We start from the raw sequence: 24514 nt of genomic DNA on the forward strand, positions 1-24514 counted from the left end.
CACGGCGCGTGGAATGCGCTCGGTTCGGGTACATCGGCGGTCATGACCACCGAGCCCGCCACCGTCGAGGGCCGGTACCGGCTCGGCCGGATGCTGGGCGCCGGCGGCATGGGCCGGGTGTGGCTGGCCCGGGACGAGACGCTCGATCGCGATGTGGCGGTCAAGGAGATCCTGCTGCCCGACGAGCTCCTCGAGGCCGATCGGGAGGCGTTGCGGCGCTACATGCTGCGCGAGGGGCGGGCCAGCGCCCGGATCAGCCATCCCAACGTGGCCCGGGTCTACGACGCGTTCGAATCCGCGGGCCGGGCCTGGATCGTCATGGAGTACGTGCCCTCTCGCTCGCTGCAACAGGTGCTGGATCAGGACGGGCCGCTGCCGCCGGACCGGGCCGCGCGCGTCGGCCTGGCGGTGCTCGACGCGTTGACCACGGCGCACGCGGCGGGCGTGCGGCACCGTGACGTCAAGCCGTCCAACGTTCTGCTCGGTGACGACGGCCGGGTGGTGCTCACCGACTTCGGCGTCGCCGCGGTCGACGGCGAGAGCATCGCCACCAGCTCCGGGCTGGTGGTGGGTTCTCCGCAGTACATGTCCCCGGAACGGGTCCGGGACGGCGAGGACCGGGCGGCCGGCGATCTGTGGTCGCTCGGGGCCACGCTGTACGCGGCGGTCGAGGGCCGGCCTCCCTACCAGCGCGGTTCGGTGATGGAGACGGTCACCGCGATCGCCGCCGACGACCCCGAGCCGCCGCAGCGGGCGGGGGCCTTGCGCGACGCCCTGGAGGGGTTGTTGCGCAAGGACCCGGGCGAGCGGATCGACGCGGCCGAGGCACAGCGGCGGCTGCGCGTGGTCCTCGCCCCGCGCCGCCCGCCAAGGCTCTGGCTCGTCGCGGCGATCGGTGCGCTCGTTCTCGTGGCCGGTGCGGTCCTGTGGGCGGTGACGAAGCCGGACGACCGGGCGAGGACAAGCGCCGTGCCTGCACCGAGCGCAGTCGCCACGGCGCCGGCGACCTCCCCGGCATCCCCGGCGCCGGCCGGCCTCGCGCCGTCGTCCGGACCGCCTGGCAGCCCGTCCGCCCCGGCCTCGGCCGGCGCCTCCGCCGGTTCCCGGCCGCCGCTCCCGGCCGGCTGGATCGACTATCGAGACCCCACCGGTTTCTCGCTGTACGTGCCCGAAGGCTGGTCGAGATCGAAGGAGCGGTCGATCGTGTACTTCCGCTCCCGGGGACGGGTGCTCGGGATCGACCAGACCAAGCAGCCACAGTGGGATCCGGTCGCCGACTGGCGGGGCAAGGCGACCTATCGGGTGGGCATCGGCGACTTCCCCGGCTACGACGAGATCCACATCCAGGAGGTGGACTACTTCCTGAAGGCCGCGGACTGGGAGTTCACCTTCACCCGCTCGGGAGTGCGGCAACACGTCAACAACCGCGGGTTCATCACCTCGCGCAAGCAGGCCTACGGCATCTGGTGGCAGACCAGCGACGCGGCCTGGGACGGCGCGCGGGACGACCTCGAACTGATCTTCGAGAGCTTCCGCCCGGCCACCTGACCACCGGTCAGCCAGCGCTGCCGGCGGTCTGCGCGGCGGTGACGATGACGTCGGAGACGGCGGCGGACTGTGTCACGTATGCGGCGTGGCTGCCCGGGACGTTGGTGATCCGCGCGCCCGCACGCTTGGCCATGTGCTGGAGCATCGCCTGGTCGAACGCCTTGTCCTCGGTCGCGATGACAGCCCAGCTGGGCTTGTCACGCCAGGCCGCGTTCGTCACCGGCGTCTCGAACACCGCCATGTTGATGGGCACCTGCGTGTCGCGGAGAAAGGCGGCTTCCTCGTCGCCGGCGTCCGCCGCGAACCCGGCCTTGAACCTGTCGTGGTTGAGGAAGCCGAACCCGCCCTCGACGACGTCGATGACGAAGTCGGGCGTCGGGGCGAATCCCGCGTACTGCTGGGCGGTGGTCTCGCCCGCATCCGGCGCCAGCGCCGACACGTAGACCAGTCCGGCGACGTTCGGGTGAACTCCCGCCTCGGTGATGACCGTGCCGCCCCACGAGTGGCCGACCAGAATCGTCGGGCCGTTCTGCAGGTCGAGCACTCTCGTGGTCGCGGCGACGTCGTCCGCCAGGGAGGTGAGCGGATTCTGCACGACGGTGACCCGGTAGCCCTGGGCCGTCAGCTTGTCGTACACGCCGCGCCATCCCGAACCGTCGGCGAACGCGCCGTGCACGAGCACGACGTTCTTGATCTCTTGACCGGTGGTGCCCATGATGCTCTGCCCTCCGTCATCGCGTCGGCCTCTCCGCCGACTCCCGATGTGCAATATATTGCATGCAAGACACGCCGACAAGGCGCCCTCGATTTGTCGAGACGTGCGAAGTGTGTGCAATATGTTGCATGCCGATTCCCTCGGGCAGCCTTGCGGTGGACCGATCACTGCTCCGCGACGACGTCTACCGGCGTCTTCGCGACGCCATCATCGACGGCACCTTCCGGCCCGGCGAGCAGCTCAAGGACGGCGAGCTCGCGGCGTGGCTCGGAGTGAGCCGCACTCCGGTGCGCGAGGCTCTGCTGCGCCTCGGCGGCAGCGGACTGGTGGTGGCACTGCCGGGCCGATCGACCAGGGTCAGCACCATCGACGCGCGGGCGGTGCGCGATGCCCGCGACGTCATCGCCACGATGCACGAATGGGCCGTGCGCCAGACGGCGGGCCGGTTGAGCGCAGACGACCTCGATCGCATGCGGGACGCCAATCGCCGCTTCGCCGCGGCGGTGGACTCGGGTGACATCGGCGCGGCGCTGGACGCCGACGAGGAGATGCACCGGATCCCGGTCGCCGCGCTGGGCAACCATGCGGTCGAGGCCGTGCTCGACCAGTTCGACCCCCTCGTACGCCGTGCCGAGCGCCTCCGCTTCAGCGCGGACGGGCACACGTCGGTCGAGCTGCACAGGCGGCTGATCGAACTGATCGCGGCCGGCGACGCGCAGGGAGCCGCGTCGGTGGCGTTCGACATCTGGCACACCCTGCCGGCCGAGGACGACGCCGACGACCACGTCGAACCCGCCTGATTTTCTTTCCCGGTGTCGGATCCGGGACGACCCGATCGTGGAGTGGGATGAGCGGGTCGCACCGGGCGGCCCGCCGAGAAAGGAACTCCCCCGTGCCCACCACCGGCAATGCCCTCGCCCGTCGCATGTTCGAGCTCCTGGAGCCGATCTGCCTGGTCACCTTCTTCGCCGACGAGTGCAACGAGGAACTGGCCGCGCTCGGCCACCGCACCTACTGGGACGGCTACTTCGCCAGCCGTGCCGCGCCGCTGGGGCGGGTGCCGGCGCAGGTCGTGCACGCGGCGTTCTACAGCTTCGCCGACGGCGAGGCCGCCCGGCACATCCCGAGCGCCTGGGAGAAGATCCCGCCCGAGGCGTCGGTCGCCGCCCGGGAGCGAGGCAGCGCCGCCTCCGTACGGCGGATCCTCGGCGACGAGCTGGCCGGATCCCCCGGCCTGATGCGCGCCGCCGACCTGACCACCAAGGCCGCGACGAGCGCGTCCACCGCGGGTCGGGTGATGTACGCCGGGATGCGCACCCTCGCGGTGCCGAGCGACCCGGTCGCCCGGCTGTGGCATGCCGCGACCATGCTGCGCGAGCACCGCGCCGACGGGCACATCGCCGCGCTGGTCGGCGCGCGCATCGGCGGCACCGAGGCGCACGTGCTCTCCGCGCTGGCGCACGACATCTATCCGGCCGAGTCGTTCGGGCGCATCCATCACCTGCCGAAGCAGCGGCTGGCCGCGGTCATGGACGGGTTGCGCGAGCGCGGGCTGGTGGACACCGACGGCCGGTTCACCGACGCCGGCCGCGAGATCCAGCAACGCATCGAGGCCCTGACCGACGAGCTCGCCGCCGCGCCGTACGACGCCCTCACTCCCGCCGAGCTCGACACGCTGATCGCCGAGCTCGAGCCCATCACCGCTGCTCTGGTGGCCGCGGGATCACGGTGACCAGAACCATGATCTGCGGATTGGCCACTGACCGGGGCAGCGGGCGTGGCTAGGGTTCGGCCATGACCGTGGGATTTCTCGGACTCGGCGTGATGGGCCGGCCGATGGCGCTCAACCTCGTCCGGGCCGGAGTCCCGCTGGTCGTCTGGAACCGCAGCCCGGCGGCCGCCGACGAACTGCGCGCGGCCGGCGCCACGGTGGCCGCGACGCCGGCCGAGGTGGTGAAAGCGGCCGACGTGGTGCTGATGATGCTGGCCGGCCCGGCCGCGATCGACGAGGTCCTGCACCAGGTGCCGGACCTCGCGGGCACCACGATCGTGCACATGGGCACCACCGCCCCGGAGTTCTCGCAGGCCCTGAGCGAACGCGTCGAAACGGCGGGCGGCCGCTACGTGGAGGCGCCGGTGTCCGGCTCCCGCGTGCCGGCCGAGGCCGGCCGGTTGGTCGCCATGCTGGCCGGCGCCGAGGAGGACATCACCCGGGTACGCCCGCTGCTGGCCCCGATCTGCCACGAGACGGTCGTCTGCGGCCCGGTCCCGCAGGCCCTGCTGATGAAACTGGCGGTCAACGTCTTCCTGATCAGCACCGTGACCGGCCTGGCCGAATCGGTGCACTTCGCCCGCCGCCACGACCTGGACCTCAGCACCCTGGCGACGGTGCTCAACGCCGGGCAGATGGCCAGCGCGATCTCCGCGGTCAAGGTGGCCAAACTGGTCGGCGAGGACTTCTCGGTGCAGGCCGGGATCCGCGACGTGCTGGAGAACAACCGGCTGATCGTCGAGGCGGCCCGCGCCGCCGGCGTCGCGTCACCGGTGCTGGACGTGTGCCACCGCCTCTACGCCGAGACCGCCGACCTGGGCCACGGCGGTCTGGACATGGCCGCCGTGGTCCACGCGATCGCGGCGCGAGACACCCCCGGCCGGCGCAAGGGGGGGGGGGGGGGGGGGGGGGGGGGGGGGGGGGGGGGGGGGGGGGGGGGGGGGGGGGGGGGGGGGGGGGGGGGGGGGGGGGGGGGGGGGGGGGGGGGGACGTAACCCCCTTCCCCCCCCCCCCCCCCCCCCCCCCCCCCCCCCCCCCCCCCCCCCCCCCCCCCTCGCCCCCTCCCCCCCCCCGTGCCGGATCACCACCAGACGTTGGCCGATGACGTGATGTTGTCGAAGCCGTACCAGGACAGGTTCGCCCAGCCGGTGCCCTGGAAGTAGAGCCAGCTGCCGCCGTACTCGATGTTGTCGTTGAGCGTGACGCGGCCGTTGAGATAGATCGACGACGCCACGTCGTTCCACACTCCGGCGCAACCGAACAGGCCGCAGCCGCGGTTCACCGCGACCAGATTGTTGACTCCCCAGCCCGACTGGATGTCGACCCAGTCGCCGGTGCGCTCATCGCCGGAAAAGAGCGTGACGTACTGACCGGCGACCTGGGTCGCCGGGCCTGCGGCGGCCTGCGCCTGGGTCACGGCCTTGTCGAACGCGGCCTTCTTCGTGTATCCGGCGAGGTCGTTCGGCCGGCGCAGATCGACCACGAAATACAGGTCCTGACCAGCGAACCGGGCCATGTCGCCCGGCTGGTAACGGACGCCGTCGACGGTGAAGGGCCCGCGCGGCGCCTGACGCCGGGGAGCCTCGGCGACGGCAGCGGCGGTCGCGCCGTCGCCCTTGGTCGGCACGGCCGCGGCCGGTCCGGCACCGGCGGTGAGGCCGGAGACCGCCGCGATCGATGCGGCGGCCAGGGCGAGTCCACGACCTACGTTCTTCTTGAGCATGGTGTTTCCCTTCTGGACATCCGGGAGAGGACCCGGCGCCATCCAGAGTGGAGACGGACTGCCGTCGCAGGAATGGTTCTCGGCTGTCCAGAGTGTCGCTGACAGTCAGCACCGAGGTCCGGACCTGCGCCGACTCCCCCTCCCGTGTCCTTGACCGTGTCGCACGGGCGGTCCTAGCGTCCATGACAGGACGAATGCCGGAGGCAATGCCGCCGTCCGGCCGCTGGTCCGGATGCGCGAGGGCGCCATGAACCCAGATCACGTCGGCGGATTCGATGCTCTGGCGAGCATCAGATCTCTGCAGCCGGAAACTCACGCGACCAGGCCAGGTGCGGTGGCACCCGACCCCGAGATTCAGGTCTCCGCGGCGTCGAACGCTCCGACCAGGTTCGAGGATCTCTACAACCCGCGGACGCACCGGTGGGCCCCGCCCTACGTGCAGCCGACCGAATATCGGCTGTCTCTGCGCCGCACCCAGTCCACCGGAACCCCGGCGGATCCGGTGAAGTGGCATCTGACGTCCCCGGACGGTCGCCAAGGGCCCATCGACATCATCGACAACGGCATCCACATCGGCGGGTTCGGCGCTCCGGCCAGGGGAACGGTCGTCGCACGGGTCCCCTTCGCCGGTCCGATCAACGTCTCGTCGACGTGGAAGGGCAGGGAGATCAAGGCGAAAATCGACCTGCGGGATTTCCTCGTCGTCTCGGTCGGCGACTCGTTCTCGTCGGGTCAGGGGAATCCCGACCGAGCCGGCGTCGAAAGCATCGGGAGCCGCGCCCTGTGCGAGGTGCCCACCCTGGTCATTCTCGCTCAGGCCGTCGCCGACGCGAAGGAGAAGGGCCTGGACTGGGTCGAGGACAACGTCCCCGGCCTGGGCGAGCTGGTCGGCCTCTCCGAAGATCTGACCGGCCAGCTGCACGACCTGATCGGCGGCGCGGTCGACGAGATCGGGGACCTTCTCGGGTTCGGTGGCGGGCCGCAGCAGTTCGTCCACATGACCGAGCCGGCGCGCTGGCTGGAGCCGCTGGCGTGGCGGTCTCTCAAGTCGGCGATGTCGCTCGCGACCCAGGCCGCCGAGATCAGGGGCTGGGCCCGGCTGACGACCTTCGTTTCGGTCGCTTCGTCGGGCGCGGAGATCGAGAAAGGGCTCCTCGGCCCCCAACGCCCCTTCCAGAAGACCGGCCAGATCGAGGAGGTTCGCCGCATGCTGTCCAATCCGGCCGACCTCACCAGCCTCATCCGGCCGGTCGACGTGCTCATGATGTCGATCGGCGGCAACGACTGCGGATTTTCCGGAACGTTGTCCGACCTCACCAACGAGAGATTCATCATCGGACTGCTCGGCAAGAAGACCCAGCAGGAGGCTCGGGACACCATCGAGGAGGCGATCAAAGGCCTACGGACGCAATACGTCAAGCTCGATGACGTCATCCGGCGGAGTCTCGACCCCAAGGAGATTCTGATCCCCGAGTATCCGGCTCCGATCTTCGACGGCGCGGACGGCCGGCCGCACGCCGGATGTGGCCTGTTCGACCTCACCGAGGAGGCGGGCGTCGTCTATCCGATGGGCATCTCCGAGTCCGATGCGGGCTTCATCGAGGAGATGGGGAACCTGCTCAATCAGAGGATCGCATCGTCGGCGGAAACCCTGGGCTGGACCGTGGTGACCGGTGTCGCCCAGGCGTTCAAGACCCACGGCTACTGTGCGCCGGATTCGTTCTGGCGCAGCGCCGGCGAGTCGTGCCACATGCAGGACGACATGGAGGGGACCGTGCACCCCAACGGCAACGGGACCAAGGTCGTCGGGGATCTGCTCGCCGCGAAACTACATGCGACTCTGAACCATTTCACGAAGAACGATCCGGAGGCCGGGGTCCGGCGGATGCCCCGTCCACCCGGACCTGATGTGGCGGAACGGGTGTAGCCCGGAGATCGGGCCGCCCCTCACCGTGCTAGTGGCGGGGGCAGCAGTCGCAGAGTCAGGCCGATCCGCGCCAGGCTGGCCGGGATCGCCGCGAGCATCGGCCACACCAGGGCCGGGGCGACCAGCAGGACGGCGACGACCATGACCGCGTCGAGGGTCATCAGGCCCAGGCCACCGGCCCGGCCGAGGCGTGTGCGGCGGTAGTCGCGGCGGCTGGTGGCCGCGGTGATCAGGGCGGCGATCACCGCCAGCAGACCCGATCCGAACCCGGCGGCCGCCAGAACGGGGACCGGCCACGTCCAGACCTCGCCGACCACGAGACTCGCACCCCAGCAGACGCCGACGGGCGGGCCGGTCGCCAGCAGCATCCGCGCGGCCCGGCGGCCCGGCGACTGGGCCACGAACGCGTCGGTGATCTGTGCCCGGTCGCCGAACTCGTCGATGGCCGCCCGCGCGGCGGCGGCCGGCGCCAGGCCTGCGTCGAGGTGACGCTGCCAGGTCTCGAGCAGCCCGTCGGCGAGTTCGTCGACCGCGTCGGCCGGCAGATGGCGGGCCAGGTCGGCGAGATGCTCGTCGATCAGGTGGTGGCCGGCCATGGCCGGGGCTCCAGCATCGCGGTGATCGTGGCGGCGAACTCGCGCCAGGTGCCGCGCTCGGCGTGCAGGCGCTGCTGTCCGGCGGTGGTGAGCTGATAGGTGCGCCGGCGCCGGCCGTCCACCACTGACCACGACCCCGCGATCAGACCGGCGCGTTCGAGGCGGTGCAGCGCCGGATAGACGGTGCCCGTGGGCAGGTCGAACAGCCCGCCGCTGCCCTCGCGCAACGCCTCCTTGACCGCGTAACCGTGCCGGGGTCCGTCGTCCAACGTGGCCAGGAGCAGCACGTCGAGGTGACCCTTGAGGGTTTGCGCCTCCGCCTTCACGTGGTCGACCCTACAGCCCTCATGCGTAGGTATGCTACTGTCCGCCGTATCGATAGGTAGTAAACCTAGCTATGAGGTGGTCCGGATGGCCGACCAACCGGCGATCGAGGCGCGTGGCCTGGTCAAACGGTTCGGCACGGTGACGGCCCTGGCCGGTGTGGACCTGCGGGTGCCGACCGGCGGCGTGCTCGCACTGCTCGGCCCCAACGGCGCCGGCAAGACCACAGCAGTGCGGATCCTGACCACCCTGCTGCCGCCGGACACCGGCTGCGCCCGGGTCGCGGGGCTGGACGTGGTGCGCCAGGCCCCGGCGGTGCGCCGGGTGATCGGACTCTCCGGACAGTACGCAGCGGTCGACCCTTACCTGACCGGCCGGGAGAACCTCCTGATGATCTGCCGGCTGTCCGGTCTTCGCCGGGCCGCGGCCGGACGGCGGGCCGGCGAGCTGCTGGAGTTGTTCGACCTGACCGGCGCCGCGGGCCGCACCGCGCGCACCTACTCGGGCGGCATGCGCCGCCGCCTCGATCTCGCGGCCGGGCTCGTGGCGCGGCCGGCCGTGCTGTTCCTGGACGAACCGACCACCGGACTCGACCCGCGTGGCCGGCTCGGCCTGTGGCGACTGCTCGGCGATCTGAGCGCGCAGGGCACCAGCGTGCTGCTGAGCACGCAATATCTGGAGGAGGCCGACCGGCTGGCCGATCAGATCGTGGTGCTCGATCACGGCCGGGTGATCGCCCGCGGCACCGCCGATGCGCTCAAGACCCGGGTCGGCGGTGACCGCCTCGAGCTGCGCACCCGGCCCGGCGACGACCCGGCCGCCGTCGCCGCGGCGATGGCCGGACTCGGCTCCGCGCCCCCGCACGTCGATGCCGACGCCGGCCTGGTGGTGGTGCCGGTCAGCGACGGCGCGGGCGTTCTGCCCGACGTCGCCGCCCGGCTCGCCGCGTCCGGACTGCGGGTCGCCGACCTGGCGCTGCGCCGGCCCACCCTCGACGACGTGTTCCTCGCCCTCACCGGCCGGCCGGGGGAACCCTCCCCAGCAGATTCCTCGGCCACCGGGAGCAGCCGATGACAGCCACCCCCGGTGCAGACTTCGTCCGGACCTTCGGGCCCGGCCGGCTGCTGGCCGACACCGCCACCATCGCCGTCCGCAATCTGCACCGCCTGGTGCGCGTACCGACGCTGATCGCGTTCGCCACCGCCCAGCCGGTCATGTTCGTGCTGCTGTTCACCTATGCCTGGGGCGGCGCGATCCACCCGCCCGGCGTGGACCGCTACATCGACTACGCGCTGCCGGGCATCTGGGTGCTCGCGATCGCGTTCGGCGCCTCGCAGACCGGCGTCGCCATCGCCGACGACCTGACCACCGGCATGATCGACCGGTTCCGGGCGCTCCCCATGGCCCGCGCCGCCGTCCTGGCCGGCCGGGTCGCCGCCGACGCCGCACGCAACCTGTTCGTCCTCACCCTGATGACCGGCGTGGCACACGCGATCGGGTTCCGGTTCCACGCCGGGCCCGGCGCCGCGTTCGCCGCGATCGGGATCGCCCTCCTCATCGGTGTCGCCTTCTCCTGGATCTTCGGGCTGCTCGGGCTGCTGGTCCGGGACGCCGAGTCGGCCGGGATCGGCGGCCTCCTCGCCGTCATCCCGCTGATCTTCACCAGCTCCACCTTCGTGCCGATCACGACCTTCCCCGGTTGGCTGCAGGCGTTCGCCAAGGTCAATCCGATCACCATCACCGTCGACGCCCTGCGGGTGCTGAGCCTCGGCGGACCCACCGCCACCCCCGTGTGGCACGCCCTGGCCTGGATCGGCGGGCTCCTCGCCGCCACGGTTCCGGCCGCGATCCTGCGCTACCGGCGCGCCACGGCATGAAACCGCTATCGGGTCGGACGGTTCGGGTCCGGCCGCCGGCCGCTGCGGTCGATCCAGGCGCCGAAGGCGCATCGGTCTGGACGCGTCAGTGGCCAGATGCGTCCGCCGGAGCGGGATAGGGCACGGCGTCGTGTCCTGCTCAGGCGATCTTGATGAGGGCGGCGTTGTCGACCGTGAACCGCACCGACCTGTCCGGCGAGGACGCCGTCCCCCATTACGACAGCACCCTCGACGATTTCCGCGCATCTTTCCGACCGGCGCGCCGAACGTGGGCTGTCGTGTCGGCTGCACGAATCCGGCGCGGCCATGGAGTCAGCGGGATCCGGTGCGGGGCGCGTACATGATGACGGCGACGCCGACCAGGCAGATGGCCGCGCCGATGATGTCCCACCGGTCGGGTTTGAATCTGTCGACGATCATCGCCCAGGCCAGCGAGCCGGCGACGAAGATGCCGCCGTAGGCGGCGAGGATCCGGCCGAAGTTGGGGTCCGGCTGGAACGTGGCGACGAACCCGTAGGCGCCGAGCGCGGCGATGCCGGCGCCGATCCAGAGCAGGCCGCGGTGTTCCCGCACGCCCTGCCAGATCAGCCAGGCGCCGCCGATCTCGGCAATGGCCGCGACGACGAACAGCAGGATGGACCGGACGATCGTCATGCGATCATCGCAGCACGTCCGGGGTCATCCGCAGCCTCCGCCACAGCCACAACCCGCGCCCGCGGCGGCGGCCCGCTGCGTGCTGCGGCGTCGGTGCAACCACCACATGCCGAGTGCGGCGACCACCAGGGCGGCCGCGACGGCGAGCAGGGTCTGCTGCAGGATCGCGGCGCCCGCGCCGGTGAGCACGCCGGCGGCGATCAGCAGCGGGAGGGCGCAGCAGGCGGCGCAGGCGAGAGCGGCCAGACCACCGGTGACCTTGCTGCGGGTCGGCGGGCCGGCATCGGTGACCGGCGGGGCAGGGACGCTCATCGGGAATCTCCATCGGGGTGCGCGATCGTCAGGAACGGGATGGGGCAGTCGGCGCAGGTGCAGTTGGTGAGGCTGTCGCAGCGGGCGTCGACGACCTGGTTGAGGGCGGTCCGGATGACGGTCAGGTCGGCGATCCGCGCGTCGATCTCGGCGATCTTGTCGGTGGCGCGTTGCCGCAGGTCGGGCGCCGGGTGGCGGCCACGACCGGCGGCGAGCAGGTCGGCCACCTCGTCCAGGGTGAAGCCGAGCCGCTGGGCGGCCTTGATGACGCCGAGCAGGGCCACGGTGTCGGCCGGGTAGAGGCGGTGCCCGCCGTTGGAGCGGACCGGTTCGGCGAGCAGGCCGCGGCGTTCGTAGTAGCGCAGGGTCTGGATGTTGACGCCGGCCCGCTCGGCGACCTCACCGGTGCGCAGACCGCCGGTCATTCCGGCATGCCGATCACGGCGGCGAGCATGCCTGCGGCGTCGTCGGGCATCCGGACCTCCAGGCGCAGCCCCGCGCCGTCGACGACCAGCGTGTAGCTGCCGAAGGAGCAGCAGCGGAACTCGGCGGCGGCGAGCCGGGCCAGCGTCGCGGCCAGGTCGGGGTCGAGCGGGAACCGCAGCGCCACACCGGTCTCGGTGTCGGGCAGGGCGTCGCGACCCAGCACCCGCGTGAACACCTGCTGCCACACGCCGACCCGGTCGGCGGCGGCGCCGCCATCGGCCTTCAGGTCGCAGGCCAGCACGGTCTCCGACGAGGGTCCGGCCGGAAACTCGTAGACGTCGCCGGTCGCGGCCAGCGCCTCGGCGCAGCCACAGTGCTCGTCGCATGTCCCGGCGTGCGGCGCGGCCGCCAACGCGGCTGCCGCCGCCTGCAGTCGCGCCGTCTCCGCGGTCAGCGGCACGACCGCGGAGGTTGCCTGCGCCCATCCCGGGGCTCCGGGACCGAGATCGGCGGCCTGCCGCAGCCGCCGCGCCAGGTTCTGCTGCACGGCCTCGATGCGGTGGGCGAGCGCGTCGGCGAGCCGATCCCGAGCGTCGCCGCACTCCCCCGCCGACCAGGCTGCGGCGAGACCCCGCAGGTCATCGCCGTCGATGCCGGCGCCTTCGGCCGCCTCCAGCAGTCGCGTGCGCACCAGCGCGGTGCGGGCCCGGCCGGCGAGCGACTCGAGGACGTCGGCGTACCGGGCCGGCACCTCGATGTCGAGGACGAGCGCCTCGCCCTCCTCGGCCGGGGTCGGCGTGACGGTGAAGGCGAAGAACGAGCAGCACTCCGACTCGCGTGCGGTCAGGTCGCGAGTCGTCGCCGTGAGGCCGTCCGAGCCGGTCAGGCGCATGCGGGTGTGAGTCGGCGTCACCGACTCGACCGCCCGGACCGCGGTGCCGAACAGGGCGTCGAACTCGGCCAGCCGCACCGGCCGATCGACCGTGGGCAACGTGCAGGAATCGGGAACAACGTACGGAATCACAGGCTCCTCCAAAAGGGATACCCCGACGGTAAGCCTGTACCTGGGTACCGGATGCAAGCCCGGACGGTGAGCATGGCCCTTGCCGATCACCGGGCTCGTGTCTCTCGGCGCCCTGCCTTCCTGCTGGGTGTCCGGGAGCGGTGGGCCGTGTCGGTGAACCGTGTGGTGGTCGAGTGTCGCCCTGCTGGTCGCTCTCACAGGGTCGAGAAATGCCCGTACGCGGACTTCGGCGCCACCCCGACCGCCCGAGTCACCCTCGCCCAGCACGACCGCCGTCGCGGGCCAGGCTGATCCCGGCTCCGATCAGAGCGGACCGCAGGTCGCCGTGGTGATAGGTGGCGCGGCGATTTTCGACCATGGCCCCGATCCTGGCACAGGACGGTCCCGGGCCAGGGCAACCGGCCGCTTCAACGCTGGCGGCGAACAGCGATTCCGGTCGATATTGGTGCTGGCCGGTGGAGCTTGCCGAACGAGAGGGACGACGATGACGCTCGCGATGACGAATGAAGAACGAGAGGCCTTCCTGGCCGGCCTTCACGTGGCCGTCGTCAGCGTCACGCAGGACGGCCGGAGCCGCCTGTCGCCGCGCCTGGTTGAGGTAGGCCCGGTTGAGGCGGGCCCGGTTGAGGCGGGCCCAGGACCGATCGGCTACCGACCTCGAGCCGGTCCGCGACGGTGCCGATCACCGCCCGGTCCCGGAGCAGGCGGTAGTGGCCGAGCCCCTCGGTCGTCACCAGGGCGGCCGCGGACCAGTCACGCACGTGGGAGGCGGTCGCCTCGAACGGAGCGATCGGGTCGTCGCGGTCGTGCAGCACGAGCGCTTCCCGGATGCCGGCCCGGTCGCCGGCGGCAAGCAGGTGGAACTCGTCCAGGGTGGTGCCGGTGTGCCGGAGGATCTCCCGGTCCAGGCGACTCCGGGTGCGCCCGCCGATGCCCAGGTGCCGGCAGAAGGCCGCGAGCTGTCCGCGAGCCTCGATCACGGGGGCCAGCAGGACCACCCGGTCGCACGCCAGATCACCCGCGCGGAGACCGAGACTGAGGCCCACCGCGCCGAGCGAGTGAGCGATGACGGCGTACGCCGGGCCGTGGTGCGTGACCACGGCGCCCAGCGCGCGGCCGAACTCGACGGCATTCGTACGCCGTGTCCCGGACAGGCCGGGCCCGGACCGGCCGTGCGCCGGGCCGTCGAAGGTGACCACCCGGAATCCGCGTTCGAGCAGTGCGGGCACCTGCGGGGCGACGTCGGCGCCGCGGCCACCCCATCCGTGCATGAAGTAGATCCGGGGACCCGACTCCCCCCAGACCGTCCCCCGGATCGTCGTCGCGCCGAGATCGACGACGAACTCCTCCCCACCCGGCGGGCCGACGGATTCGCCGCCTCGTCGTCGCGGCGGGGTGAACCACAGGTTGCCCGCCACCAGGGCGGCCAGGTCGGGCGCCACCCTGTCCGCCAACCCGAACGCGAGCCGCAGTGCGGCCGGCCGGCCCGCCATCAGTCACCGCTCCGGCGCGCGCCGAGCTGCCGGTGCAGCATCCAGACGAACGACAGCGCGATCGCGACACCGGGCACGTCACGCAGCCAGTTGATCCGAACCAGCTGGTCGAGCAGGTCCACCACCTCCGCGGGTGAGTGGCCGGCCGTGCTCAGCTTCGCCTGCAGCGGGAGGGCGAGGGCCGCCGTCACCGCACCGATCCCGAGCTGCAGGGCGAACGTGGTCAGCACCAATGCGCGCGGCACGGCCGGCGGGCGCCAGCGCAGCATCAGACCGTTCAGGACGGTGGCCGCCAGCAGGGGCACCGGCAGCCACGGGATGAGGCGTTGACCGAACGCGCCGTGGTAGTCCGCGAACCCGTCGTAGGCCGCCAGGTCGTACCACGAGGGGTAGACCACGTGGCCTTCGAAGAGCCCCGTGCCGGTCACCGCGAAGGTGAGGACGGCGGTGGCGGTGAACAGAGCCGTGGTGCGGCGGGCGCGGCGGTCCGCGGCGGACGGCAAGATGGTGGTTGCAGCAGTCATGGCTTGAGGCTACTAATTTGAATTTAGATTTCACTAGCGAATTACTGACGGAAAGGCGACATGGCCCCACGCAAGTACGACAGCCAGGTACGCGACGAGGCGGCCCGGACAACCCGGCAGCGGATGGTCGAAGCGGCGCGCGGGCTCTTCCTGGCCAACGGCTACTCCGGCACCACGGTCCGGCAGATCGCCGCCGCCGCCGGGGTGTCGGAGCAGACCGTCTACACCCGAATCGGCAACAAGGCCGCGATCCTCAAGGCGGTCTACGACGTCGTGCTCGCCGGCGACGACCAGCCGATCCCGATGGCCGAGCGCCCGGAGTTCCAGCGGATGCGCGACGCGCCCGACGGCCGCGCGCTGCTGTCCGCGTACGCGGCGGTCGCGACCCAGATGGCCAAGCGTCTGCGACCGGTGCTCGAGCTCGTGCACGGCGCCCGGGCGGTCGAGCCCGATCTGGACCAGCTGGCGAGGACCGGTGCCGCCGAGCGGCGGATCGGGAGCACGATGTTCGCGCAGAACTTCGTCGCCCGGGGTTTCGCCCGGCCGGGCCTCGACGCCGACGCCGTCGCCGACCTGGTGTGGGTGATCAACTCGCCGGAGCTGTATCTGCTGCGGATGCGCGAGAGCCAGGAGAGCGACGACGACTATCAGCGCTGGCTCGCCGTCACCCTCGAGCGATGCCTGATGTGAGGCCGGCCGGGTCCTGCTCGAACTTCACCCCGGTGAGGTCCTCGGAGACGGCCCAGAGCTTCTGCTGGACGGCCACCTCGTACGAATCCGGGCTGGAGGTGACCACCCGCGGGTGACCCTTGATCTCGTTGCGCCCGCCGGGACCGTAATACTGGCCGCCGAGAACGGCGGGGTCGGTGGCGGCGCGCAGGGTCGGCAGCGCGCCCATCGCCGCCGTCTGGGTGATCAGCGGCGCCAGCCAGGCGAGCGGAAGCCTCAGGGCCGCAGGGCTGTTGCGGGCGAGTTCGGTGCTGGACAGGCCGGGGTGCGCGGCCACCGCGACGGTGGTGCCGTGCGCGGCGAGCCGGCGCTGCAGCTCGTAGGTGAACATCAGGTTGGCCAGCTTGGACTGTCCATAGGCGGCGGCCCGGCCGTACGACCGCTCCCACTGCAGGTCATCGAAGTGGATCGCGGCCCGGATGCGGTGGCCGGTGCTGCTGACCGTCACCACGCGGGAGCCGGGCACCGGCAGCATCCGGTCCAGCAGCAGCCCGGTGAGCGCGAAGTGGCCGAGGTGGTTGGTGCCGAACTGCATCTCGAAGCCGTCCCGGGTGGTCTGCTTCGGGGTGTACATCACGCCGGCGTTGTTGATCAGCAGGTCGAGCCGGTCGAGCCGGGACCGCAGCGCCGCCGCCGCGGTGCGGACGGAGTCGAGCGAGGTCAGGTCGAGCGCCTGCACGGTCACGTCGCCGGTCATGCGGGCCGCAGCCCGCTCGCCCTTCTCGACGTTGCGCACGGCGAGGACCACATAGGCTCCGCGCTCGGCGAGCGCCTTGGCGGTCTCGAATCCCAGTCCGGTGTTGGCCCCGGTCACCACGGCCACCCGCCCGCGCTGGTCCGGAATGTTCGCCGTCGTCCACTGCTCGCTCATGTCGGGCTCCTCAACAATCAACGTACCGGAGGTATCTTCTGCCGACCACGCTAAGATACTTCCGGTACGATGTCAACGTACCGCAGGTACGTAAGTTAGGGTGACGGTCATGACCTTCCAGCGGGCGCGCACCGAGGAGCAGCGGGAGATCCGCCGCCGGGCGATTCTCGACGTGGCGGCGGCGATGCTCGACGAGATGCCGGTGGCCGCGGTCACTCTGAACGAGCTCAGCCGCCGGGTCGGCCTGGCCAAGCCCAACGTGCTGCGCTATTTCGAGTCCCGCGAGGCGGTGCTGCTGGAGCTGCTGGACCACTTCCTGCGGGAGTGGCTGACGGAACTGGCCGGCGAACTGGCCGCCGGCGTCGATGGGAATCTGTCCATGACCGAGCGAGCCGCAGCGGTGGCCGAGGTCCTCAGCCGTTCGCTCTCGAACCGGGTGGTGCTGTGCGACCTCTTCGGCGCCCAGGTGAGCGTCCTGGAACACAACGTCTCGGTCGAGGTGGTCACCCGCTACAAGCGCGCCTCCCTGGACCGCCTGGCGACCATGACCGGCCTGCTGCGGAAGTGCCTGCCGGAGCTGGGCGAGAACGCGGCCCTGTTCAGCCTGCAGACCATGCTCATGGCGGGGGCGCTGCCGGCATACAGCACACCCCCGCCCAGCCTGCGTGCGGCCTACGAGGCCGAGCCCGAGCTGGCCCAGATCCACCTGGATCTGAAGCACTATTTGAAGCTGGCCCTGACCGCGACCCTCCTGGGCGTGCTGCCCCGCCCCTGACCCGTCATCCTGGCGTCAGCTGGCGCCGGATGCCGTCGACGTCGATCACGGACCAGACCTGCTCGATCCGGTTCGCGCGGAAACGGTAGAACACGTGCTCGGCGAACGACACGCGGCGACCGCCCGCATCAATGCCGAGAAACCGCTGCCGCGGAGTGCAGTCGAACCAGATTCGGCAGGCGACGTGATCCGGGCCGACGACGAGCAACTGGATGTCGTAGTGCAGATCGGGGATCTTCCGGACGTCATCGGCGAGCAGGGATCGGTACCTTTCGCGGGTCCACTCCTCGCCGTTGTAGATGAGCCGGTCGTGCACGAACCGATCGAGATCGTCGAAGCGGCGGTCGTTCAGGGCGGCGATGTAGTCGCGATAGACGCCCTCGAGGTGCTCGCTCATCACGTGTTCCTTTCCCCGGCCGCCGCCAGCGGGCGGAAGAAGGCGGTCAGGTCGTCGGCCAGCAGCTCGGGCTCCTCGTGCGGGGCGAAGTGGCCGCCACGCGGCATGACCGTGAACCGGGTGAGACGGTAGGCGCGCTCGACCCAGCTGCGCGGTGGGGGTGCGCCGATCTCGGCCGGGAACAGCGCAACCGCGGTCGGGACCTCGACCGGTCCGCGGTCCGGTGCGAGTCCGCCATCCCCGGCGTAGTACGGGCGGAACGAGGTGGAGATCGAGTTGGTGAACCAGTACAGCGAGGCCTGGGTGAGCAGGAAGTCGTCGCTGAACCGGCGGGACACGTCGCCGTCGCAGTCGCTCCACGCGCGGTACTTCTCGAGGATCCAGGCGAGCAACCCCGACGGCGAGTCGGACAGGCCCTGAGCGAGGGTCAGCGGGCGGGTGCGCTGCTCATGGGAATATCCGCCCTCGGCGACATGCCAGGCCGCCTTCGCCTCCAGATAGGCGCGCTCCTCGTCGGTCAGTCCGGCCGGATCGTACGCGGGCGGGTCGGCGATGCTCAGGACGTGGATGCCGGCCACCGCCTCGGGATGGGCCTGTCCGAGCCGGACGGTGACTCCCGCGCCGATGTCTCCACCATGTGCGCCGTAGCGCCGGAAGCCCAGCTCGTCGTGCATCAGCCGATGCCAGATCTCGTGCGTGGGCAGGACGCTGTCGGGAAAGGTGGGGCGTTGCGGTGACAGTCCGAAGCCGGGCAGGGACGGGACGATGACGGTGAACGCGTCGTCCGGGTCGCCGCCGTGACGCGACGGCGCGGACAGCCGCTCGGCCAGGCCGGTCAGCTCCAGGAACGAGCTGGGCCAGCCGTTGGTCAGGACCAGTGGCAGCGCGCCCTCACGCTCGGCGTCGTAGCGCAGGTAGTGGACCGGCGTTCCGTCGATGTCGGCGACTCGGGACGGCAACGCGTTGATGGCGGCCTCGTGCTTGCGCCAGTCGTACGCCGACGCCCAGTAGTCGACCAGCCGGCGCAGCTCACCGCCGTCGGTGCCGGCCTCCCACGGGCCGATCGGCCAGAGCGTGGCCCACCGCGTCCGGCGCAGGCGGTCGCGCAGATCCTCGAGTTCGGTGTCGGAGACGTTCATTGGTTCCTCCCTCATCTGGGTGCGACACCACTGAACGCTAATACCGGTGTTCCGTCGATGTCAACACCGGCATTGCCGTATAGTGGTGTCGTGGCCGACCTGCACCTGATCGAGGAGTTCCTCAACACCGTCGACGAGCGAACCTTCAGCCGGCACGGCGAGAACCACGTCGCCGGCGAACATCTGACCTCCCCCGATGCCCTGTCGGAATGGCTGGCGGCCCACGATCTGCCGACCGCCGGGGTCCAGCCGCGGCCGGCCGACCTGACCGCCACCGTCGCCCTCCGCACGGCACTGCGGCGGCTACTTCTCGGTGAGCTCGATGCCACGACGGCGCTGACCGACTACGAGTTGCGACTCGCTCCGGATCCGTCGAGCGGCCTGCGGATCGCCGCCCGAACCGGGCGGCCGTGGCTGGACGTCATCGTCGAGACGGTGGCGCGGAGCGCGGCCCGGGGCGAGTGGCACCGGGTCAAGCTGTGCGTGGCACCGGACTGCCACTGGGCGTTCTACGACACCTCACGCAGCGGCCGGGGCCGCTGGTGCTCGATGGAGGTCTGCGGCAACCGCCACAAGACCCGCACCTATCGCGAGCGCAACCGGACGTCGTCCTGACGGCCGAACCGTCAGCCTGGTCACAACGTCAGCAGCAGCAGCGGAGCGGCGGCGGCCCACGCCTGCGGCGAGCACGAATGCGGGTACGGCACCGGCCCGCACCCGTGCTCACGGGCCAGGCCGGTCATCACCTCGGGCAGCCGGTCCTCGGTGTAGGACGCCGCGGCGAGCAGCCCGTCGGCGATCCGCGCCGCCTCGGCGTGGCGCCCGGCCGCGGCCAGGCCGGCCACGGTGATCGCGGTGTCGTGCGGCCACACGCCGCCGCGGTGGTAGGACAACGGGTGGTACGGGACCTGCCCGGCGGCCAGCGTCCGCACGCCCCAGCCGGAGAAGAAGTCGTCGCGGGACAGCCGGTCGGCCACCGCGGCCGCCCAGTCGTCGGCGAGCAATCCGCACCACAACACGTGGCCGGCGTTGGACGCCGCCGCGTCGACCGCCGTGCCGGTGGCGTCCAGTGCCAGCGCCACGAAGCCGTCCGGCAGGCGGAAGTCGGCGGCGAACCGGTCGCGCAGGGCGGCCGCGGTGGCGGTGAGCGTCGCCGACCACTCCGGGTCGTCCCACACCCCGATCGCAAGCCGGGCGGTGCCCAGCAGCGCCCGGTAGGCGTACCCCTGGGCTTCGGCGACCGCGATCGGCCCGGCGGCCGGCGTGCCGTCGCGGAAGACGATCGAGCCGGCCGAGTCCTTCCAGCAGTGATGGACCAGGCCCGGCAGGTCGGTGCGATAGCGCAGGTAACCGGTCGTCAGGCCGCCCGGCCCGAGCATCCAGCCCACCGCGGCCCGCGCCGCCTGCTCCAGCCGCCGGGTCAGCCGGTCGTCGCCGGTGACCTCGTGGTGGGCGGCGAGCAGCATGAGGAACAGCGGCGTTGCGTCGACCGACCCGTAATAGCGGGCATAGGGCACCTCGCCGGTCCGGGCGAGTTCTCCGCGGCGGGTCTCGTGGATCACCTTGCCGGGCTCCTCCACCCGGGCCTCGTCGGTGGCCCGGCCCTGGGTGGCGGCCAGCACCTGGAGCGTGCCGGCGGCCAGTTCCGGCCGATGGTGCAGAGCGAAGAGCGAGGTCAGCAGGCTGTCACGGCCGAAGACGGTGAGAAACCAGGGTGCGCCGGCCGCCGGCACGACCCCTCCGGGTACGCCCGGCGCCGGCATCGTGAGGGCATCCAGGTCGGAGAGTCCTTTGCGTACGCACTTCGAGAGGTCGTCGCCGGGGGCGGTGGCACGGTGGCCGATGCCCTCGGAGGACGGCGACGCCGACACGGTGATGCGCAGTGTCACCGACTCTCCGGGCGGCAGCTCGACGGACCAGCTGACGCGGTCGCCGGTGAGCCCCGCCGCCGGTGCCGCCTCGATCGTGGTGGCGCGGGTGAAGCCCCGCCGGGCGTACGAGAAGACCAGCCGGCGGCCGGACACCTCGGCGCCGCGAATGGCGTCGGATTTGTCGAAGGTCCGCGCCGAACGCAGCTCGAACTGGTCGGCGAAGTCGGCCGCCACCTCGTAGCCCAGGTCGATGGTCTGCGTGGTGGCGACGAAGCCGGTCAGCTCCAGCGACTCGGTCAGGCGGCCGGGCAGTACCCTGCGGCGGCGAACCAGCGCGTAGGGCGGATCCGCGTGGCGCGCGGTCTCGGGCACGTACACCGTCGAATCCGGGTCGCGGCGCAGAACCCGCAGGGGCGGCCCGGACACGCCCAGCACGAGCCGAGACAGGTGCCGGCAGTCGTCGACGAAGAAGCCGTCCTCGCCTGCGCCCGTGAGGTCGGCCCCGGCGGCGACGGTGAGCAGGCAGGTGGTGCCCGCGACCACCGAGTGCCCGGTCACGACGCCCGAGTCAGGTCGAGGACCAGCGCCGCCGTCCAGCCGAAGCCGTCGGTGCCGTGGCCGGCGCCGGTCAGCGGGTCGAAGTATTCCCGGAACCCGGCGCCGCGCACCCGGTCGAGCAGTCGCCGGCGCAGGTCGTCGGCGAGCGAGGTTTCGCCGTGCAGCCCCAGCCCGTGCCAGAAGAGCCAGCTCGTGTTGATCCACCCGGGTCCCCTCCAGTAGCGGCCCGGCTCATGGTCGTGGGCGGTGAGGTCGTACGACGGCAGGGGGCACGCGTCAGCCAGCCGGAACCGGTCGCCGAGCGCCGTCTTGATCAGCTCGGTCGCGACCGGCAGGTCCGGCACGACGAGCGGCATGAGACCACCGACGGTGTACGAGCGGATCAACTCGCCGGTGTGGACGTCGCGGTGGAAGAACGTGCCGGCGGCGGGGTCGTACAGGGTGGCGGTCAGGGTGTGAGTGAGCCGCGCGGCGGCCGAGAGGTGTGGTCCCGGGTCGCCGCCGAGCTCCGCGGCCATCGACGCGAGCGCGTGCTCACCCGCGGCCAGCAGGGCGTTGCACAGCGGGTCCTCCACCGCGAAACCGTGCACCGGCGGCGCGTCGTCGTACCCGGCGTCGCGGTAGTCGCGCACCAGCCGCACGTAGCGCCCGTAGTCCGCGTCGGTCGGCCGGTCGGCGGCCGCCGCGTGGTCGAGGTCGCGGCGGGTGAACTCGCCGGCCGGCACCGGCGTGACCCGCGACAGCGGTGTGTCCCACGCCGGGCTGTTGTCCATTCCCGACTCCCACGGGTGCACGACCGACATCAGCCCGCTGCCGGTCAGATCACGCCGGGTCGTCAGGTAGCGATGCCAGGCGACCAGCCGCGGGTAGACGCGGGGCAGAAATCCACGGGCGCGGGCCGTCGCCGGATCGGCGCGGTAGGTGAGCCAGGCGGCGAGAGCGTGCGCCGGCGGCTGGACGATGCCGGACGTCGGCACCGACGGCGCCCCCGGCACGGCGCCGGAGCGCCAGAACGACGGGCCGGGGAAGTAGGCATCGGCGGGCATGTGCGGGTCGAACACGATGTGCGGCACGCGCCCGTCGCGCCACTGCGCGCCGAACAGCGACTCCAGCTCACGCTGCGCCCGGGCGGGCGACAGGTGGCGCAGCCCGACGGCGATGAACGCCGAATCCCAGCTCCACTGGTGCGGGTAGAGCCGGGCGGCCGGCACGGTGGACTGCCGCCGCCAGTTGGTCGCGAGCACCCGCCGGGCGGCCCGGTCGAGGTCCAGTCCGGTGCAGACGGTCACACCGGCACGCTGACGTGGTGGCGGCGCAGGAAGCCGGGAACGGCGGCCACGGCGGCGGCCGGTTCGCCGCGCAGCCGGCACTCCAGGGCGAGGTAGCCCTGATATCCGATGGCGTCGAGAGTGCCCAGCAGGGCCGCCCAGTCGAGGTGCCCGGCGCCGGGCTGCAGGCGGTTCGAGTCGCTGACCTGCACGTGGCCCAGGTGCGCGGCGGCGTGGACCAGCGCCGACGTGGGCTCGTCCTCCTCGATGTTCATGTGATAGGTGTCGGCCAGCACCCGCACCGACGGCAGCCCCACCGCTTCGATCAGCTCGACGGCCTGCCCCAGGCGGTTGACCATGTGGTCCTCGTACCGGTTGAGCGGCTCCAGGGCCAGCGTCGCGCCCTCGCGGAGGGCGTGCTCGCCGAGCTCGGCGAGGCCGTCGAGCAGGACCGCCCGGTCGTCCTGCTCGCTGCGCGGCGGCTCGAAGGGCGGCAGCCGGCGGGAGAACATGCCCCAGGACGCCGGCGTGCAGGCCACCGCGCCGGGGCCGCCCACCTCGGCGATCACCGACAGCTGCGACTTGAGCTGGGTGATCGCGTCGCGGCGCAAGTCGGCGTCGAACGCGGCGAAGAAGTGCGGCATGTCGACACACACCGACGGCATCGGCACCCCGTCGGCGGCGGCCCGGCGCAGCTCGGGCAGGCGGTCGCGAAACGCGAGATCGCCACGGGCGCGCAGTTCGATGCCGTCGTAGCCGGCGCCGCGGGCGAACTCGCACTTCTCCTGCAGCGTCTGGCCGGGCAGCAACTGCTCCTGGCAGGAAATCTTGATCATGGGAAGGTCAACACCACCTGGAGTGCCTCGTGGGGACTGCGGTCGAGCATCTGATAGGCGCCCGGCGCCTCCTGCACCGGAATGACGTGGCTGACGAGCCCGGCCGGATCTATCTGGCGATCCGAAGCGAGTCGCAGGAACGTCTGGTTCAACCGGGTCTCGTCCCACCGCCCGGCCATCGCCGGCGGCACCCCGCCGATCTGCGAACAGATCAGGCCCACCCGGTTGTGATGGAACTCGTCGCCGAGGCGCAGCCCGGCGCCGTCGCCCTGGTAGAAACCCGCCGCCACCACCCGCCCGTTGACCGCCACCGCGCGGATCGCCTCGTGCAGCGCCGGATAGGAGCCGCTGATCTCGATCGCCACGTCCGCGCCGCGGCCTTCGGTGAGCCCGCGGATCCGACGTCCGACGGCGCCGTCGCGAGCGTCCAGGATGGCGTCGGCGCCGTACTCCTTGGCTTTCTCGAGGCGGCCGGGCACCGTGTCGACGGCCACGACCGTGCCGCCGGAGAGCCGCACGAGCCGGGTCGTGAGCAGCCCCAAGACGCCTTGACCGAAGACGGCGACGGTCTCGCCGAGGTGGATGTCGGCGGCCAGCACCGCGTTGAACGCGACCGCCCCGACCCGGGCGAAGGTCGCCGCGATCGGGTCGAGGCCGGCCGGGACGGTGCGACCGCGCACCTTTTCGGCGGACAGGACGGCCTCGCCGCGGTGACCCCAGATTCCCCACACGTGCGCACCGACCGGTGGCAGGCCGGGGTCGTCGGCGACGTCCGGGGCGACCTCGACGACCTGGCCGACCTCCGAGTAGCCGAGCCCGGCCAGCGGATAGTTGAGACCGCTGGTCTCGTCCACGAAGAGCCGCAGGTCCGGATCCCACGTCTTGCTCAGATAGGGGTTCGAGCCACGGTAGGCGGTCAGCTCCGTCCCGGCCGAGATGCCGGAGAAGCTGGTCCGCACGCGGACCTGCCCGGCGCGCAGGTCCGGGGTGGGCTGATCGATCACCTCGACGCAACGCGGCCTGGTGATCTGCACTGTCTGGGACACTCGGACATTTCATCGCACCGTTGCCGGTTCCGCGGCAGAACGCCGGAAGTTGCGCCCGATGTCCACCCCACTTATGCCCAGCCGCCGAGCAATAGTGGGCCGCGCCCACG

At 71.7% G+C, this 24514-nt stretch carries 27 protein-coding genes; 10 read left to right on the forward strand and 17 right to left on the reverse strand.

The window, feature by feature from the left end:
* The first annotated feature begins 42 nt into the window (after positions 1–42).
* Positions 43–1548, forward strand: a complete 1506-nt coding sequence (locus ACZ6TI_RS12675) for a serine/threonine-protein kinase (protein WP_465345158.1) — start codon at positions 43–45, stop codon at positions 1546–1548.
* Positions 1549–1555: 7 nt separating this feature from the next.
* On the opposite strand, the gene ACZ6TI_RS12680 is transcribed toward ACZ6TI_RS12675, so the two are convergent.
* Positions 1556–2263: an alpha/beta fold hydrolase gene (locus ACZ6TI_RS12680; protein ID WP_465345159.1), complete on the reverse strand. Its 708-nt coding sequence runs from the start codon at positions 2261–2263 to the stop codon at positions 1556–1558.
* Between the two features lie 128 nt (positions 2264–2391).
* Here ACZ6TI_RS12680 and ACZ6TI_RS12685 point away from each other — a divergent pair, with 128 nt between their 5' ends.
* The 3 genes from ACZ6TI_RS12685 (at position 2392) to ACZ6TI_RS12695 (ending at position 5029) form a co-directional block, all read left to right on the forward strand.
* The gene (locus ACZ6TI_RS12685) at positions 2392–3063 is read left to right on the forward strand and encodes a GntR family transcriptional regulator (RefSeq protein ID WP_465345160.1); all 672 of its coding nucleotides are present in this window, start codon (positions 2392–2394) and stop codon (positions 3061–3063) included.
* Positions 3064–3155: 92 nt separating this feature from the next.
* Positions 3156–3995, forward strand: a complete 840-nt coding sequence (locus tag ACZ6TI_RS12690; protein WP_465345161.1) for an SCO6745 family protein — start codon at positions 3156–3158, stop codon at positions 3993–3995.
* Between the two features lie 62 nt (positions 3996–4057).
* A complete protein-coding gene (locus tag ACZ6TI_RS12695; RefSeq protein WP_465345162.1) occupies positions 4058–5029 on the forward strand; it encodes an NAD(P)-dependent oxidoreductase in 972 nt (323 codons plus the stop codon).
* An 86-nt stretch (positions 5030–5115) separates the two neighbouring features.
* Here ACZ6TI_RS12695 and ACZ6TI_RS12700 read toward each other — a convergent pair whose 3' ends face one another.
* Entirely contained in the window at positions 5116–5757 is a 642-nt protein-coding gene (locus tag ACZ6TI_RS12700) for a hypothetical protein (protein WP_465345163.1), read from the reverse strand.
* Positions 5758–6091: 334 nt separating this feature from the next.
* Here ACZ6TI_RS12700 and ACZ6TI_RS12705 point away from each other — a divergent pair, with 334 nt between their 5' ends.
* Positions 6092–7684, forward strand: a complete 1593-nt coding sequence (locus tag ACZ6TI_RS12705) for an SGNH/GDSL hydrolase family protein (RefSeq protein ID WP_465345164.1) — start codon at positions 6092–6094, stop codon at positions 7682–7684.
* Between the two features lie 20 nt (positions 7685–7704).
* Here the strand turns inward: ACZ6TI_RS12705 and ACZ6TI_RS12710 are convergent, their stop codons facing one another.
* Positions 7705–8280, reverse strand: a complete 576-nt coding sequence (locus ACZ6TI_RS12710; RefSeq protein WP_465345165.1) for a hypothetical protein — start codon at positions 8278–8280, stop codon at positions 7705–7707.
* Positions 8262–8606, reverse strand: a complete 345-nt coding sequence (locus ACZ6TI_RS12715) for a PadR family transcriptional regulator (RefSeq protein WP_465345166.1) — start codon at positions 8604–8606, stop codon at positions 8262–8264. Before ACZ6TI_RS12715 ends, ACZ6TI_RS12710 begins: the two co-directional genes overlap by 19 nt.
* Positions 8607–8691: 85 nt before the next feature.
* Here ACZ6TI_RS12715 and ACZ6TI_RS12720 point away from each other — a divergent pair, with 85 nt between their 5' ends.
* Both ACZ6TI_RS12720 and ACZ6TI_RS12725 read left to right on the forward strand, forming a co-directional pair.
* Positions 8692–9678 carry an ATP-binding cassette domain-containing protein gene (locus ACZ6TI_RS12720; RefSeq protein ID WP_465345167.1) on the forward strand — a complete coding sequence of 329 codons (987 nt, stop codon included), beginning with the start codon at positions 8692–8694 and terminating at the stop codon, positions 9676–9678.
* A complete protein-coding gene (locus ACZ6TI_RS12725; RefSeq protein WP_465345168.1) occupies positions 9675–10481 on the forward strand; it encodes an ABC transporter permease in 807 nt (268 codons plus the stop codon). The genes ACZ6TI_RS12720 and ACZ6TI_RS12725 overlap by 4 nt, the downstream gene beginning before the upstream one ends.
* Positions 10482–10793: 312 nt before the next feature.
* Here ACZ6TI_RS12725 and ACZ6TI_RS12730 read toward each other — a convergent pair whose 3' ends face one another.
* The 6 genes from ACZ6TI_RS12730 to ACZ6TI_RS12755 all read right to left on the reverse strand — a co-directional run bounded on the left by ACZ6TI_RS12730 (position 10794) and on the right by ACZ6TI_RS12755 (position 14914).
* Positions 10794–11135 carry a YnfA family protein gene (locus tag ACZ6TI_RS12730; RefSeq protein WP_465345169.1) on the reverse strand — a complete coding sequence of 114 codons (342 nt, stop codon included), beginning with the start codon at positions 11133–11135 and terminating at the stop codon, positions 10794–10796.
* A 24-nt stretch (positions 11136–11159) separates the two neighbouring features.
* The gene (locus tag ACZ6TI_RS12735; protein ID WP_465345170.1) at positions 11160–11447 is read right to left on the reverse strand and encodes a hypothetical protein; all 288 of its coding nucleotides are present in this window, start codon (positions 11445–11447) and stop codon (positions 11160–11162) included.
* Positions 11444–11872 carry a MerR family transcriptional regulator gene (locus tag ACZ6TI_RS12740; protein ID WP_465345171.1) on the reverse strand — a complete coding sequence of 143 codons (429 nt, stop codon included), beginning with the start codon at positions 11870–11872 and terminating at the stop codon, positions 11444–11446. The genes ACZ6TI_RS12735 and ACZ6TI_RS12740 overlap by 4 nt, the downstream gene beginning before the upstream one ends.
* Entirely contained in the window at positions 11869–12897 is a 1029-nt protein-coding gene (locus ACZ6TI_RS12745) for a hypothetical protein (protein ID WP_465345172.1), read from the reverse strand. The genes ACZ6TI_RS12740 and ACZ6TI_RS12745 overlap by 4 nt, the downstream gene beginning before the upstream one ends.
* Before the next feature lie 554 nt (positions 12898–13451).
* The gene (locus ACZ6TI_RS12750) at positions 13452–14390 is read right to left on the reverse strand and encodes an alpha/beta fold hydrolase (protein ID WP_465345173.1); all 939 of its coding nucleotides are present in this window, start codon (positions 14388–14390) and stop codon (positions 13452–13454) included.
* A complete protein-coding gene (locus ACZ6TI_RS12755; protein ID WP_465345174.1) occupies positions 14390–14914 on the reverse strand; it encodes a hypothetical protein in 525 nt (174 codons plus the stop codon). The genes ACZ6TI_RS12750 and ACZ6TI_RS12755 overlap by 1 nt, the downstream gene beginning before the upstream one ends.
* A 60-nt stretch (positions 14915–14974) precedes the next feature.
* Here ACZ6TI_RS12755 and ACZ6TI_RS12760 point away from each other — a divergent pair, with 60 nt between their 5' ends.
* Positions 14975–15604, forward strand: coding sequence for a TetR/AcrR family transcriptional regulator (locus ACZ6TI_RS12760; protein ID WP_465345175.1), 630 nt, complete (start codon positions 14975–14977; stop codon positions 15602–15604).
* Here ACZ6TI_RS12760 and ACZ6TI_RS12765 read toward each other — a convergent pair.
* Positions 15579–16514, reverse strand: a complete 936-nt coding sequence (locus ACZ6TI_RS12765) for an SDR family NAD(P)-dependent oxidoreductase (RefSeq protein WP_465345176.1) — start codon at positions 16512–16514, stop codon at positions 15579–15581. The two genes, ACZ6TI_RS12760 and ACZ6TI_RS12765, sit on opposite strands and share 26 nt — an antisense overlap.
* Before the next feature lie 109 nt (positions 16515–16623).
* Here ACZ6TI_RS12765 and ACZ6TI_RS12770 point away from each other — a divergent pair, with 109 nt between their 5' ends.
* Positions 16624–17289: a TetR/AcrR family transcriptional regulator gene (locus ACZ6TI_RS12770; RefSeq protein ID WP_465345177.1), complete on the forward strand. Its 666-nt coding sequence runs from the start codon at positions 16624–16626 to the stop codon at positions 17287–17289.
* A gap of 4 nt (positions 17290–17293) precedes the next feature.
* Here the strand turns inward: ACZ6TI_RS12770 and ACZ6TI_RS12775 are convergent, their stop codons facing one another.
* The gene (locus ACZ6TI_RS12775) at positions 17294–17686 is read right to left on the reverse strand and encodes an ester cyclase (RefSeq protein ID WP_465345178.1); all 393 of its coding nucleotides are present in this window, start codon (positions 17684–17686) and stop codon (positions 17294–17296) included.
* Positions 17686–18825 carry an epoxide hydrolase family protein gene (locus tag ACZ6TI_RS12780; protein ID WP_465345179.1) on the reverse strand — a complete coding sequence of 380 codons (1140 nt, stop codon included), beginning with the start codon at positions 18823–18825 and terminating at the stop codon, positions 17686–17688. The genes ACZ6TI_RS12775 and ACZ6TI_RS12780 overlap by 1 nt, the downstream gene beginning before the upstream one ends.
* Before the next feature lie 90 nt (positions 18826–18915).
* On the opposite strand from ACZ6TI_RS12780, the gene ACZ6TI_RS12785 reads away from it, so the two are divergent.
* Positions 18916–19440 (forward strand): CGNR zinc finger domain-containing protein, encoded by a 525-nt coding sequence (locus ACZ6TI_RS12785; protein ID WP_465345180.1) that lies wholly within the window; start codon positions 18916–18918, stop codon positions 19438–19440.
* Positions 19441–19460: 20 nt separating this feature from the next.
* Here the strand turns inward: ACZ6TI_RS12785 and ACZ6TI_RS12790 are convergent, their stop codons facing one another.
* Genes ACZ6TI_RS12790 through ACZ6TI_RS12805 form a run of 4 tightly spaced genes read right to left on the reverse strand, consistent with a single transcriptional unit; the run spans position 19461 to position 24404 of the window.
* Positions 19461–21254, reverse strand: coding sequence for an amylo-alpha-1,6-glucosidase (locus tag ACZ6TI_RS12790; RefSeq protein WP_465345181.1), 1794 nt, complete (start codon positions 21252–21254; stop codon positions 19461–19463).
* Positions 21251–22543, reverse strand: coding sequence for an MGH1-like glycoside hydrolase domain-containing protein (locus ACZ6TI_RS12795; protein WP_465345182.1), 1293 nt, complete (start codon positions 22541–22543; stop codon positions 21251–21253). The genes ACZ6TI_RS12790 and ACZ6TI_RS12795 overlap by 4 nt, the downstream gene beginning before the upstream one ends.
* Positions 22540–23358, reverse strand: coding sequence for a sugar phosphate isomerase/epimerase family protein (locus ACZ6TI_RS12800; protein ID WP_465345183.1), 819 nt, complete (start codon positions 23356–23358; stop codon positions 22540–22542). The genes ACZ6TI_RS12795 and ACZ6TI_RS12800 overlap by 4 nt, the downstream gene beginning before the upstream one ends.
* Positions 23355–24404, reverse strand: coding sequence for a zinc-dependent alcohol dehydrogenase (locus tag ACZ6TI_RS12805; RefSeq protein WP_465345184.1), 1050 nt, complete (start codon positions 24402–24404; stop codon positions 23355–23357). Before ACZ6TI_RS12805 ends, ACZ6TI_RS12800 begins: the two co-directional genes overlap by 4 nt.
* Between the last annotated feature and the right edge of the window lie 110 nt (positions 24405–24514).

Source organism: Actinoplanes sp. NPDC051388, from assembly GCF_055586225.1.